Origin of the sequence: Streptomyces vietnamensis (assembly GCF_000830005.1) — a bacterium.
In the GTDB taxonomy this organism is placed as follows: domain Bacteria; phylum Actinomycetota; class Actinomycetes; order Streptomycetales; family Streptomycetaceae; genus Streptomyces; species Streptomyces vietnamensis.
Genome location: NZ_CP010407.1, coordinates 2803090 through 2816316 on the forward strand (window position 1 = coordinate 2803090; position 13227 = coordinate 2816316).

Annotated in this window: 13 protein-coding genes; 1 reads left to right on the forward strand and 12 read right to left on the reverse strand. The window is 72.0% G+C overall.

Annotation, left to right across the window (positions count from 1 at the left end; translation table 11 throughout):
• The 7 genes from SVTN_RS12520 to SVTN_RS12550 form a co-directional block, all read right to left on the reverse strand.
• Positions 1–1323, reverse strand: a complete 1323-nt coding sequence (locus SVTN_RS12520; protein ID WP_052499082.1) for a TerD family protein — start codon at positions 1321–1323, stop codon at positions 1–3.
• Positions 1324–1498: 175 nt separating this feature from the next.
• A complete protein-coding gene (gene era, locus SVTN_RS12525; protein ID WP_425428963.1) occupies positions 1499–2449 on the reverse strand; it encodes a GTPase Era in 951 nt (316 codons plus the stop codon).
• A 40-nt stretch (positions 2450–2489) separates the two neighbouring features.
• Complete coding sequence (locus SVTN_RS12530; protein ID WP_041129165.1) at positions 2490–3452, reverse strand: WxL protein peptidoglycan domain-containing protein; 963 nt, start codon at positions 3450–3452, stop codon at positions 2490–2492.
• 65 nt (positions 3453–3517) lie between these two features.
• The gene (locus SVTN_RS12535) at positions 3518–4849 is read right to left on the reverse strand and encodes a beta-xylosidase (RefSeq protein ID WP_041129166.1); all 1332 of its coding nucleotides are present in this window, start codon (positions 4847–4849) and stop codon (positions 3518–3520) included.
• A gap of 203 nt (positions 4850–5052) precedes the next feature.
• Positions 5053–5532, reverse strand: coding sequence for a hypothetical protein (locus SVTN_RS12540; protein ID WP_041129167.1), 480 nt, complete (start codon positions 5530–5532; stop codon positions 5053–5055).
• Positions 5533–5743: 211 nt separating this feature from the next.
• Positions 5744–6106: a cytidine deaminase gene (locus tag SVTN_RS12545; protein ID WP_041129168.1), complete on the reverse strand. Its 363-nt coding sequence runs from the start codon at positions 6104–6106 to the stop codon at positions 5744–5746.
• A 129-nt stretch (positions 6107–6235) separates the two neighbouring features.
• Positions 6236–7057: a helix-turn-helix transcriptional regulator gene (locus tag SVTN_RS12550; protein WP_425429047.1), complete on the reverse strand. Its 822-nt coding sequence runs from the start codon at positions 7055–7057 to the stop codon at positions 6236–6238.
• 187 nt (positions 7058–7244) lie between these two features.
• On the opposite strand from SVTN_RS12550, the gene SVTN_RS12555 reads away from it, so the two are divergent.
• Positions 7245–8660 carry an MFS transporter gene (locus tag SVTN_RS12555; protein ID WP_041129170.1) on the forward strand — a complete coding sequence of 472 codons (1416 nt, stop codon included), beginning with the start codon at positions 7245–7247 and terminating at the stop codon, positions 8658–8660.
• Positions 8661–8667: 7 nt separating this feature from the next.
• Here the strand turns inward: SVTN_RS12555 and SVTN_RS12560 are convergent, their stop codons facing one another.
• The 5 genes from SVTN_RS12560 to SVTN_RS12580 all read right to left on the reverse strand — a co-directional run bounded on the left by SVTN_RS12560 (position 8668) and on the right by SVTN_RS12580 (position 13080).
• Positions 8668–9021: an MmcQ/YjbR family DNA-binding protein gene (locus tag SVTN_RS12560; RefSeq protein WP_041129171.1), complete on the reverse strand. Its 354-nt coding sequence runs from the start codon at positions 9019–9021 to the stop codon at positions 8668–8670.
• A complete protein-coding gene (locus tag SVTN_RS12565) occupies positions 9018–10313 on the reverse strand; it encodes a hemolysin family protein (protein ID WP_041129172.1) in 1296 nt (431 codons plus the stop codon). The genes SVTN_RS12560 and SVTN_RS12565 overlap by 4 nt, the downstream gene beginning before the upstream one ends.
• 4 nt (positions 10314–10317) lie before the next feature.
• Positions 10318–10815: an rRNA maturation RNase YbeY gene (gene ybeY, locus SVTN_RS12570; RefSeq protein WP_041129173.1), complete on the reverse strand. Its 498-nt coding sequence runs from the start codon at positions 10813–10815 to the stop codon at positions 10318–10320.
• A gap of 12 nt (positions 10816–10827) precedes the next feature.
• Positions 10828–11856, reverse strand: coding sequence for a PhoH family protein (locus SVTN_RS12575; protein WP_041129174.1), 1029 nt, complete (start codon positions 11854–11856; stop codon positions 10828–10830).
• Between the two features lie 105 nt (positions 11857–11961).
• A complete protein-coding gene (locus tag SVTN_RS12580; protein ID WP_052499083.1) occupies positions 11962–13080 on the reverse strand; it encodes a carbohydrate kinase family protein in 1119 nt (372 codons plus the stop codon).
• Positions 13081–13227: the final 147 nt, after the last annotated feature.

The following is a 13227-nucleotide window of genomic DNA, read 5'->3' on the forward strand; positions in this document are numbered from 1 at the left end:
CTAGCGGGGGGCGCGGCGCCAGAACCTGTTCTCCTTCGGCGGCCGGACCTCCAGGGACCACTCGCCCTCGGCGCTCTTGACCTGCACGAGCAGGGGCCCCTCGGGCAGCGGCCGCGAGTCCCTGGGCCACCTGCTCGCCACGTTGGCCAGCAGGTGGTCGCGGCCCTCCGGCTCCTGCCCCTGCACGTGGAAATAGGCGTGGCCGAACCCCGTGCGGAGCCGGGAGGAGAGCTGGGCGGCCGGACCCGTGTACAGCAGCACGTCGCCTCCCCGCCCCCGGGCGCTGCGGCCGAGCTCCTCCACGGTGCTCACCGGACGAACGGCGACCGTCCACTCGCTGCCGTAGGCGTTCACACGCAGGCGCAGCGGGTTCCGGCCGTCGTGCCGCAGCAGCCCGCGGCCCTCGTGGTCCTCCAGGGTCGTGTTCGCGAGCAGGACGTCGCACTCGCCCTTTTCATCGAGGCTGTCCACTCCGAAGTAGCCGTCACCCTTCCGGGTGGAGTCGACCAGGACGTAGCCGGCCGGGATCGGCACGTCGACGGTGATGGTCGTGGTGCCCTTGCCGCTGCGGACGAATTCCGGGAAGTCCTCGCCGAAGAGCTCGATGTCCGACTGCGGGCCGACGCGCGCGGGCCTCTGAGCAGGGACCCGGGCCCGTGCCGGGGCGGCGGCCCCGGCCTCGGCCTCCCGGACCTTGGCCAGGAGCTCCTCTGGAATGGCCTCGGGCGGGGCGCCGACGGAGGCGGGCTCGTCTTCGGGGGCGGGCTCGTCCCCGGGGGCGGGTTCCGGGTCCCTGCCCACGATGCCGAAGTCCTCGGCGAGGCCGACGAGGCCGGAGGCGTATCCCTGGCCGACCGCGCGGAACTTCCACCCGCCGTCGCGCCGGTAGAACTCGCCGAGGAGGAACGCCGTCTCGGTGCTCGCGTCGTCGACCTCGTACAGCGCCAGCTGCTCGCCGGTGGCGGCGCTGGTCGTCCGTATGTGCAGGCCCGGCACCTCGCCGAACGTCCCGTCCTCGCTGGAGGCGGTGATCACGATGCGCCGGACGGCGGGCTCCACGCGCGCGGTGTCGATCTCCAGCCAGTCGGCGACCCGCTGCTCCTCGTCCCGTACCTGCCCGAGCAGGCGCACCGCGCCGGACGTGTGCGCGGGCTGGTTGTAGAAGACCAGGTCGCCGTCGCCCCTGACCCGGCCGTCGGCGTCGAGCAGCAGGGCCGAGGCGTCGACCTCCGGCACCCCGTCACCGGCGGCCCGCCGGACGACCGCGATCCGCCACACCTGCCCGGGGACCGGCAGGTTTCCCCCCTTGACGATCTTTGTCACGGCGCCATGCTGGCACGCGTCCCCGGACGCCGCCCGGAAAAACCGGAACTAGAACCCGAGCTTCCGCAGCTGCTTGGGCCCCCTCTTCACTGCCGTCCTCGCACCGCGAGGCCCCTGGGGCCTCGCGGGCTTCGCACGGCTGCGCCGGCCTCCGGCCGGACGGTGGCGGGTTGCCCTAGAACCCGAGCTTGCGGAGCTGCTTGGGATCCCGCTGCCAGTCCTTCGCGACCTTCACGTGGAGGTCGAGGAAGACCGGGGTGCCGAGGAGGGCCTCGATGTGCTTGCGGGACTTCATGCCGACCTCCTTGAGGCGGCTGCCCTTCGGGCCGATGATGATGCCCTTCTGGCTGGGGCGCTCGATGTACACGTTCGCGTGGATGTCGAGCAGCGGCCGGTCCGCCGGGCGGTTCTCGCGCGGGATCATCTCCTCGACGACCACCGCGATCGAGTGCGGCAGCTCGTCCCGTACGCCTTCGAGCGCGGCCTCGCGGATCAGCTCCGCGACCATGACCTGCTCCGGCTCGTCCGTGAGGTCGCCCTCCGGGTAGAGCGGCGGGGACTCCGGCAGGAGCGGGATGAGCAGGTCGGCGACGAGCTGGACCTGCTTGTCGCCGACGGCCGAGACCGGGACGATCTGCTGCCACTCGAAGCCGAGCTCCTTGCCGAGCTGGTCGATCGCGATCAGCTGCTCGGCGAGGGTCTTGGAGTCGACCAGGTCGGTCTTGGTGATGATCGCGACCTTCGGGGTCTTCTTGATCCCGGCGAGCTCCTTGGCGATGAAGCGGTCGCCGGGGCCGAGCTTCTGGTCGGCGGGCAGGCAGAAGCCGATCACGTCGACCTCGGCCCAGGTGGTGCGCACGACGTCGTTGAGCCGCTCGCCGAGGAGGGTGCGCGGCTTGTGGAGGCCGGGGGTGTCGACCAGGATCAGCTGCGCGTCCGGGCGGTGCACGATGCCGCGGACGGTGTGCCGGGTGGTCTGCGGCCGGTTCGAGGTGATGGCCACCTTCTGGCCGACCAGAGCGTTCGTGAGGGTGGACTTGCCCGCGTTGGGGCGGCCGACGAAGCAGGCGAAGCCGGCCCGGTGGACGGCTTCGGTTTCTTGGTTGCGAGCGCTCATGGGGGCCATTGTCCCCGATGAGCGCCCGCGTCACGCACTCAGTGCGGTCTCAGGCCTCGCCCGGGGTCTCGACCGGTGCCCGGCGGCGCCGTATCCGCAGGCCGTAGAGCCCGGCCGCGCCGCCCGTGACGAGGACCGCGGCGGCGAGCCAGGGCAGGGCCAGGAAGGACACGGTGCCGCTCTCCTGCACGTCCTTCGCGGTGGCGGTGAGGGTGACGTCGCCCCAGTCGAGCTGCGGGGAGCCGGTCCAGCGCTCGGTGAGCCGGATCTTCTGCCGGGGCAGCAGCTCGGCCGGGACCCCGACGAGGTCGCGGTCCAGGAGGGTGCGGCCGAAGAGGCCCCGGGCCTTCAGGACGACCTTGGGGTTGAGGGTGACGTTGCCCAGGTTGTGCAGGGTGTACGAGACGAGGGCGCTGCTCGTGCGGGTGCCGGGGACGAGCGGCCGGTCCTGGTCGAGGGCGAGGTCCTCGACGGCGAGGGCGGGGACGGTCGGCCCGTTGACCCGGAGGTAGACGCGGGCGCCGACCGCGCGCTGCACGCCGACGGCGACGGAGCCCTTCGCCCCCGGGGCGATCCGCTCGTCGAGGGCGACGAGGGCTCCCGGGTGGTCGCCGGGGTCGGCGTCGGCGGGGACGGTCAGGGTGTAGGGGACCGTGACGGCGGAGCGGGCCGGGACGGTGATCCGGGTCCGCTCGGGCTTGATCCAGGCGCCGGCGCCGGTCTGCTTCTCCCGCTGGGTGCGGACGGCGAAGCCGCCGTCGCGGTCGGTGTTGTAGGCGTCGGCGCCGTACAGCCGGAAGGTGAGCGGGGCGGCGGTCTTGTTGGCGACGGTGACGCGGTCGGTGAGCGTGCTGCCGGGATCGGCGGAGAGGTAGAAGTACGGGCGGCCGCCGAGCTTCGAGGCGGCCGGGTAGACGGCCCACTCGCCGTTCTCGGCGGCCTGGGCGCCCGGCGCGAGGCCGAGCAGCACGAGGAGCGTGCTCAGGAGGAGGACGTACGGCTTCGTGCGCACGGGTGCGGACCCCCGGGGTGCGGATCGGAGCGGGCCGGCCGGGTGCGCGCCCGGCCCGCGAGCGGTCAGGACAGGGTCAGCGTGAGCACGCCCGCGTACGAGCCGGGCGCGGTGAACGCCGGGACGTCGAGGGAGAGCTGCGCGTCGACGGTGAACTCGCCGCCCGTGAGGGTGCCGTTCGGGGTGGAGGCGAGGGTCGCGCCGCCGCTGCCGACCGGTCCCGCCGAGCCTGCGGCGCAGGCGCTGGGGCTGCCCGCCTTGGCGGTGCAGGCGGGGGTCCAGGACAGGTTCCCGGCGCCGATGGCGCCGCCGGGGCCGGTGAAGTCGGTGACCTTGCCGGTCAGGGACCAGCCGGCGGGGCCGCCGCGGAAGTCCTTGACGGTCACCGTCTGGAGGGCGCCCTTGGCCGCGCCGCCCGCGCCGAAGTCGACGGAGGACAGCTGGACGGCGTCCCCGGCCTGGGTCATGGACAGCTCACCGGGGGTGACGGCCGCCGTGATCGTCTGGCTGTTCGGCGGCGCCGGCACGATCACCTTGTACGCGACGGGGCCCGCGCCCTTCTCCGGGTCCCAGGCCGCGCCCTCGTACGCCACGATCCCGGTGGTCGCCGGGTCGTTGACCTTCAGGCGCGCGGCGAAGCCGCCCTCGCTGTCGGTCGTGACGGTCATCTTGTCGGCGGTCTCCGCCGCTCCGGCGCGGCCGACGACGGTGACCTCGGTGAGCGGGGTGAACTTGGAGCCGGTGACGGTGACGCGGACGCCCGGGTCGCCGGAGGCGTTGTCGAGCTGGAGCGCGCGGGTGTTGGGGTGGGTGGCGGGGCTCGCGACGACCGTCTCGGAGACCGGGGCGGGCGGGTTGAGCACCGTACAGGGGGTGTCCAGCTCCATGAGGTAGCTGGTGTGGATGTTGTAGTCGCCGGGCGAGAGGGTGATCGAGCCGGCCTCGGTGGCGGTGAAGGTGCCCGTCATGGAGAAGGCCGGGAAGGAGCCCTTGCCGGGGACCGGCGGGTTCTTCTTGGGGCCGGTGACGGTGACCGTGCCGCTCTGGGCGCCGCCGAGGACCACCTTTCCGGTGGGCGTCATGATGTCGGCCGGGAGCGCGAGGTCGACGGGGTTGGACGCGGCGGGCTTGGTGACCGTGTAGGTGACGGTCACGGTCTCGCCGACCTTGGGGCTGGGCTTGTCCACCGTGATCTGGGCGGTGGTGGTGCCCTCGATGGGCGGGATGTTGGCGATCGGCGGCGGGACGCAGCGGGTCTGGAAGTCCACCGCCTGCGAGGTGGTCGCCGCGCCGGCCGGGGCGGCGAGCGCGCCGCCGGCGAACGCGAGGGCGGTGGCGCCGAGGACGGCGGTCCAGCGCCGTCTTCGGGCCGCCGCCCGGGATCGGGTGAGTGCCATGTGTGTGCCCCCTCCTGAGGGATGAGTGGGCGCCATTGACGGCTGCGGGCGGAGAGAAGTCAATGGAATCGAAATACACCGACTGATGACCCATCAGATACTGTCAAGATCGCGAGATCGATGGCGTTTCCGCAGGTCACGGCCGCACGAGCACGACAGAGACCGGTGTCACCCAGGGCGACACCGGTCCGGTTGGTACGGGCTCAGCTGAAGATGAACGGACCCGGCGACTGCGAGGTCACCGCGTCACAGTTCACCGTGACCCCGAAGATCACCATCTTGAGGGCGACCCCCGCGAAGTACGAGTTGAGGCTGTCGCCCGAGGCCACGGTCCCGCTGAGCGGGCCGATCTTGACGGACTGCCCGGCGGCGAGTGCCGGGTTCTTCTTCCCGGTGAAGACCCGGGTGCCGCCGCCGGCCTTGGCCATCGTCAGGGTGGAGCTGATCGTGTCGGCGCCGACCCCGACCGGGGTCGTGATGGCCGACGTGAGGGTGATGGTCGCGGCGGTGCCGCTCTGCGTGGCCGTGAGGTTGGCGGTGCCGCTGCCCCACGTGCCGCAGTCGTACGTCGCCGTGGCCGAGCCCGGCGACACGGCACCGGCCGTCGGGGCGAAGGCGAGTCCGGCGGCGGCGAGCGCCCCGGTGAGTACCGCGACGGTCCCTAAGGTGCTTCTGCTTCTCATGGCGAGTTCGAACCCCTTTCGATACCGAACGCAGGGGTGCGGACACTGCGTGAATGACGGGAGAACTGACGGTCCGTCGGACGAACCGCTGTCATTGACGCGCAGACGGCCGGGGAAGGCAAGAGAAGATGCGGTGATCCTTCACAAACACACAAGGGCGGCGGGGCCCGGCGCGTCGCCGGGCCCCGCCGCCCTGATCCCGCCCCTCGGCTCAGCCCGCGGTGACGGCCACCCGCAGCTTCCCGTCCGGACCCGCGAGCAGCACCGGGGTGTCCGGCCCGCCCAGGTCCCGTACCGCCGCGCGGTCCTCGTCCGAGGCGGCATCGGCGGTCGACACGACGGCCGCCGCCTCCAGGGACCGGGCGCCGCTGGCCACGGCCATCGCGACCGCGGTGCGCAGCGCGCTCAGCTTGAGCGACTCCAGCTCCACGGTGCCCGCCACATAGGTGCGGCCCGTCTCGTCGCGTACGGCCGCGCCCTCGGGCACGTCGTTACGGGCGCGGGCGCTCCGCGCCAGGGTGATGATCTTGAGGTCCTCGGCGCCGAGGTCGCCGTGCTCGCTGCTGAGTGTCATGCCCCGAGCATAGGTCGGAGCCCACGGGCACCCGGTCCTGGTCTCAGCCCGTGATCGGCTCCGGTCTCAGCCCGCGACCGCCCAGGGTCAGCCCGCCACCGCCCGGGGTCAGCCCGCGACCGCCCGGGGTCAGCCCGCGACCGGGTACATCGCCCCGCGGCGCCCCTCCGGCGACACCAGCCACTCCAGCTTCTCGGCCGTGTTCGCCTCCGGCATCGGGGTGTGCATCACGATGACCAGGTCCGGGCGGGCCGGGACCCGGAGCTGGGTGGCCTCGACGACCAGCGTCCCGACCAGCGGGTGCTCCATCTCCTTGCGGTTCTGGCCGCCCGGCAGGATGTCCCGCCGCTCCCACAGCTCCGCGAACTCCGGGCTCGCCTCCTTGGCCGACTCGACCACCGCCTGGAAGCCCTCGTCGTCCGGGCACTCCGAGCAGGCCGAGCGGAACTGGGCGACGACCTTCGGCGCGAGCTCCTCCCAGCGCGTCGACCGCGAGCGGTACAGGGGGTCCGTGAAGAAGGCGATCAGGCAGTTCTGCACGATCTCCTGGCGCATCCCGAGCACGATCGCCGCCGCCTCGTTCCACATCACGGTGTTCCAGTACTGGTCCATGATGTGCGCGGGGAACGGCATCCACGCGTCGATGAGCCGCCGAAGCCCGTGGCACATGTCCCGGTCCTCCGGGGCCGGTTCGAGCGCCGGCGGGTTCAGCGCCGCCAGGACGTACAAGTGGCGGCGCTCGGCCGGGCTCAGCCGCAGCACCCGCGCCACCGAGTCGAGGACCTGCGGGGAGACGGTGATGTCCCGGCCCTGCTCCAGCCACTGGTACCAGGAGACCCCGACGCCCGCGAGGACGGCGACCTCCTCGCGGCGCAGGCCCGGGGTGCGGCGGCGGGCGCCGCCGTCCGGGAGTCCCGCCTCGGCCGGGCTGACCCGGGCCCGACGGCTCATCAGGAACTCGCGCAGTTCGCCGAGTCGGTGCTGCTTCGCGCTGGCGCTCTCGAGAGCGGTGGCCACGTGTGCTTCCTCCCCCTGGACGCATGGTGGATGCCGGTGGTGCCTGGTGGTGCCTGGTGGTGCGACCAACAGGATAAGTACCCGCTCCCCGCCTTTGTTCCCGTCCCCCGAAGGTGGGGACATGGCAACGACGACCTCCCCGCCCGAGTCCCCCACCTCCTCCTCCACCACCCCGGCCGCTCCCCCGGCCCTCACCGGCCGCGACCGGCTCGTCCTCTTCGTCCTGTGCGCCGCCCAGTTCATGGTGGCGCTCGACTTCTCCGTCCTGAACGTCGCCCTGCCCGTCCTCGGCGCCGACCTCCGCTTCGACCCGTCCGGCCTCCAGTGGGCGGTCACCGCCTTCGCCCTGCCGTCCGGCGGCTTCCTGCTGCTCTTCGGCCGGATCGGCGACCTCTTCGGCCGCAAGAAGCTCTTCCTCTCCGGTCTCGTGCTCTTCGGCGCGGCCTCCCTGCTCGCCACCCTCGCCTGGAGCCCGGGCGCCTTCCTCGCCGGCCGCGCCCTCCAGGGCCTCGGCGCGGCGGCGATCGTGCCGACCGGCATGGCGCTGCTCACCACCGCCTTCCCCGAGGGTCCGCTGCGGGCGAGGGCGCTGGGCATCTCCGGCACCCTGATGTCGCTCGGCTTCACCATCGGCATGGTGCTCGGCGGCGTCATGACCGACACCCTCGGCTGGCGCTCCACGATGGGCCTGCTCGCCGTCTTCACCCTGATCGTGCTGCCGCTCGCCCCGGGCCTGCTGCCCGAGTCCCGCACCCCCGAGCGGCCCCGCCTGGACGTGCCCGGCGCGCTGACCGTCACCGGCGGTCTGCTGTCCCTGATCTACGCCCTGACGACGGCCGCGGAGCGCGGTTTCGGCGGCGTGGACGTCCCCGTCGCCCTCGCCCTGGGCGTGCTGCTGCTCGTGGCCTTCGGCGTGATCGAGTCCCGGCACCCGGCCCCGCTGGTCTCGCTGCCGGTGCTGCGCCGCCGTACCGTCGCCTTCGGCAACCTGGGCGGTCTGGTCACCTTCTCGATGATGTCGACGATCGTCTTCGTGCTGACCCTGTACCTGCAGGAGACCCTCGGCCTCTCGGCCTTCGCCTCCGGCATCGTCTTCGGCGTCCAGGGCGCGGTCTCGGTCCTCGCCGGCATGTTCACCCCGAAGGTGATCGGCCGGTTCGGCGCCCAGCGCACCCTGGTGGTCTCGCTGCTCGGCCAGGGCCTGCTGACCGCCGCGCTGCTCGGCATCGGCCGGGAGTCCGGCGCGGTCCTGGCGACCGTGGCCGTTTCGGTGGCGTCGATGCTGCACCTCGGCGCGATCATCTCGTACGGCGTGACCGTCACCTCCGGCGTACGCGACGAGGAGCAGGGGCTGGCGACCGGTCTGGTCACCACCACCCAGCAGGTCGGTCTGACCGTCGGCATCCCGCTGCTCGGTGTCCTCGCCACCACCGGCTCCGACCTCTTCGCCGGGGTCCGCACGGTCATCGCCCTCGACGCGGCGATCGTGGTCGGCGCGGCGGCCCTGATCGCCCTCGGCCTGCGGCGCCGGTCCTGAGGCCCCCCTACGGGCGGTCGAGGCGGAGCCGTACCGCCTTCGGCAGACCGGCGACGACGAGGTCGTACGAGTCCTCGACGAGCTCCCGGACCATCCGGTCCGGGAGCTCTCCGACGGTCACGGTGTTCCAGTGCCGCTTGTTCATGTGGTACCCGGGGGCGATGGCGGGGTGCTCCGCGCGGAGCCGTACCGCCTCGTCCGGATCGCACTTGAGGTTGACCCGCAGCGGCCGGCCGTCGAGCCACGAGAGCGCGAACATCTTCCCGGCGACCTTGAAGACGGAGGTGTCCGGACCGAACGGGAACTCCTCCGAGGCGTCGTTGAAGTCCAGGCAGAAGGCGCGCAGCTCGTCGGGGGTCATTCCGGCTTCTCCTCCGGTTCCAGCGGTTCCACGAGCACGGTGACGATCTTGTTCCGGCGGCCGGCCGGCGACTCGGCCGTCAGCCGCAGCGAGCGCCCGTCCGGCAGCTCGACGACCGCCTTGGCGCCCGAGATCGGGACGCGGCCGAGGGCCTTGGCGAGCAGACCGCCGACGGTCTCCACGTCCTCGTCGTCGTACTCGTCGGGGCCGAAGCCGTACAGCTCGCCGAGGTCTCCGATGTCGAGGCGGGCGGTGATCCGGTAGCGGTCCTCGCCGAGCTCCTCGACGGGCGGCAGCTCCCGGTCGTACTCGTCGGTGATCTCGCCGACGATCTCCTCCAGGATGTCCTCGATGGTGACGATGCCGGCCGTGCCGCCGTACTCGTCGATGACGACGGCGACGTGGTTGCGCTCCTGCTGCATCTCGCGCAGCAGGTCACCGGCGTTCTTGGTGTCGGGCACGAAGGCGGCGGGCCGCATCGCGGTGGACACCAGGTCGGCCTCGGAGTCCCGGTTGATGTGGGTCCTGCGGACCAGGTCCTTCAGGTAGACGATGCCGACGATGTCGTCCTCGTTCTCCCCGGTGACCGGGATCCGGGAGAACCCGGAGCGCAGCGCGAGGGTGAGGGCCTGACGGATCGTCTTGTACCGCTCGATGCAGATGAGATCGGTTCGGGGCACCATCACCTCGCGGACGAGGGTGTCGCCCAGCTCGAAGACGGAGTGCACCATGCGGCGCTCCTCGTCCTCGATGAGCGACTCCTGCTCGGCGAGGTCGACCATGGCCCGCAGCTCGGCCTCGGAGGCGAAGGGGCCCTTGCGGAAGCCCTTGCCCGGGGTCAGCGCGTTGCCGATGAGGATGAGCAGCTGCGGGATCGGGCCCATGATCCGGGCCAGCGGCAGCAGCACGTACGCGGCGGCGGTCGCCGTGTTCAGCGGGTGCTGGCGGCCGATGGTGCGCGGCGAGACGCCGACGGCCACGTACGAGACGAGGACCATCACGACGATCGCGGCGAGCAGCGCCTGCCAGGTCTCCGGGAAGGATTCGAGGAAGGCGTACGTGACGAGGACGCTCGCCGCCATCTCGCAGGCGACGCGGACGAGCAGCGCCACGTTGAGGTAGCGGGTCGGGTCGGAGGCGACCTGGGCCAGTTTCCCGGCCCCGCGCCGCCCGGACCGTACGGCCTCGGCGGCGCGGAAGCTGGAGACGCGGGCGAGACCCGCCTCGGCGCAGGCGGCGAGCCAGGCGACGATGACCAGCGCGACGGCGCCGAGGATCAGCGAAACGTTCATCGGGTCAGGAGACGGTCGGAGCCGGGGACGGGCCGGTGAGGCCCTTCTCCGCGCGCCAGCCGTCGACGATCGCCGCCTGGAGCCCGAACATCTCGGCCTTCTCGTCCGGCTCCTCGTGGTCGTACCCGAGCAGGTGCAGCACCCCGTGGACGGTGAGGAGCTGGAGCTCCTCGTCCATGGAGTGCTGCGTCGGCGCGTCCTTGCCCTGCTGGGTGGCGACCTCGGGGCAGAGCACGATGTCGCCGAGGAGGCCCTGCGGGGGCTCCTCGTCGTCCTTCGACGGCGGGCGCAGCTCGTCCATCGGGAAGGACATGACGTCCGTGGGTCCGGGCAGGTCCATCCACTGGATGTGGAGCTGCTCCATCGCCTCCGCGTCCACGACGATCACCGAGAGCTCGGAGAGCGGGTGGATGCGCATGCGCGCGAGCGCGTAGCGGGCGATGTCGAGGATCGCCTGCTCGTCGACCTCGGTACCGGACTCGTTGTTGACGTCGATCGACATGGTGCTTGTGTGCTACTTCCCGTTGCGGATGTCGTACTGCTCGTACGCGTCGACGATACGGCCGACGAGCTTGTGCCGGACGACATCCTGCGACGTGAGCATCGAGAAGTGCACGTCCTGGACACCGTCGAGGATGTCGCGGACCTGCCGCAGACCGCTCTTCGTCCCGCCCGGCAGGTCGACCTGGGTGACGTCACCGGTGATGACGATCTTCGAGTCGAAGCCGAGGCGGGTGAGGAACATCTTCATCTGCTCGGGGTTCGTGTTCTGCGCCTCGTCGAGGATGATGAACGCGTCGTTCAGCGTGCGTCCGCGCATGTACGCCAGGGGCGCGACCTCGATCGTCCCGCTCGCCATGAGCTTGGGGATCGAGTCGGGGTCGAGCATGTCGTGCAGGGCGTCGTACAGCGGCCGCAGGTACGGGTCGATCTTCTCGTAGAGCGTGCCGGGCAGGAAGCCGAGCCGCTCGCCCGCCTCGACGGCGGGCCGGGTCAGGATGATCCGGTTGACCTGCTTGGACTGCAGGGCCTGGACCGCCTTCGCCATGGCGAGATAGGTCTTGCCGGTACCGGCGGGGCCGATGCCGAAGACGATCGTGTGCTTGTCGATCGCGTCGACGTACCGCTTCTGGTTGAGCGTCTTGGGGCGGATGGTCCGGCCGCGGCTGGAGAGGATGTTCTGCGTGAGCACCTCGGAGGGCGTCTCGACGACCGCCTCCCCGGTCTCCTCCCGGAGCATGGCGATCGAGCGTTCCACTGCGTCCTCCGTCATCGGCTGACCGGTGCGGAGCACCAGCATCATCTCGTCGAACAGGCGCTGTATCAGGGCGACTTCCACGGCGTCGCCGACCGCGCTGACCTGGTTGCCCCGGACGTGGATGTCGGTTCCCGGGAACGACCGCTCGATCACGCGGAGCAGGGAGTCACCGGAGCCGAGGACGGTCACCATGGGGTGCTTCGCGGGGACGGTGAAGTGGGCGCGGGCCTGTCCGGGCGCCTCGTCGCGGGGCGCACCGTTGTGGGCTGTGGGTGTCTGAGTCATGGGCCGGCACTGTGGCCTGCGCATACCTCCCGTTGCAGGGTTCTCGCTGCTCGACAACCTCTCGGGTACCAAGCCTACGACCCGGCGGTGACAGGCCGAAGGGATTTACGAGTGGGCCGCCCGGAAGCCGATCGTCGGCACGGCCCTGCGCAGCGGCCAGGGGCGGGCGGGGGCGGGCAGGAGCCGCTCCAGGAAGGCGTAGCGGCTGCGCAGCGCCTCGGGGTCCTGCCGGGCGTGGCCCTGGACGTGCTGCCACCAGGCGGCGATCTCGCCCCAGGTCGGGGCGGACAGCGAGCCGCCGAACTCCTGCACCGACAGGGCGGCGGTCAGACCGGCGAAGGCGAGCCGGTCGGCGAGCGGCCAGTCGGCGAGGGTGCCGGTGACGAAACCGGCGACGAAGACGTCCCCGGCGCCGGTCGGGTCGAGCGCGGAGACCTGGATCGCGGGCACCTCGGCGGTCTCGCCGGTGCCGCCGTCGACGGCGTAGGCACCCTCGGAACCGAGGGTGACCACGGCGTAACGGACCTTGTCGGCGAGGGCGCGGGCGGCGGCCCGGGGGCAGTCGGTGCGGGTGTAGCGCATCGCCTCGGCGGCGTTCGGCAGGAAGGCCTCGCAGTGCTGGAGGTCGGTGAGCCCGGCGAGATCCCAGCGGCCGGTGTCGTCCCAGCCCACGTCGGCGAAGACCTTGGCGCCGCCGCGGGCGGCCTGGGCGACCCAGTCCTCGGAGCGGCCGGGCACGAGGGAGGCGACGGCCGCGCGCGCGTGCGGCGGGTAGGCGGGCAGGGCGCCGTCGAGCGGCGGGGCCTCGTGGCCGTGCGAGACCATGGTGCGCTCGCCCTCGTAGGCCATGGAGACGGTGACGGGCGAGTGCCACCCGGGCACGGTCCGGGAGAGCGAGAGATCGATCCCCTCGCCCTGCTCCAGGGCGTCCCAGCAGTACTCGCCGTAGTGGTCGTCGCCGAACGCGGCGGCGAGGGAGGTCCGCAGCCCGAGCCGGGCGAGGGCGGTGGCCATGTTGGCGACGCCGCCGGGGCTGGACCCCATGCCGCGGGCCCAGGACTCGGTGCCGCGCACGGGGGCGGAATCGAGCCCGGTGAAGATGATGTCCAGGAAGACGGTGCCCGTCAGGAAGACGTCACAGGCGGGGTCGGTGGGCTCGCGCAGACACACCAACGGGTCGACCCCGGCGTCGTTTTGCGGCTGCTCTCCCCTTGTTGTGGTCACGGCAGGCTCCCCGGTCGTGGTGCGGATCAGATCAGTGTGCCCGATGGGGGTGGGGTGACGGGCGGGACGCACAAAAGGAGCGCGGCATACCCCCCGACCCCACCCCCAAACCAGAAGTGACCCGGATCACGCATCGAACCGGCGGAA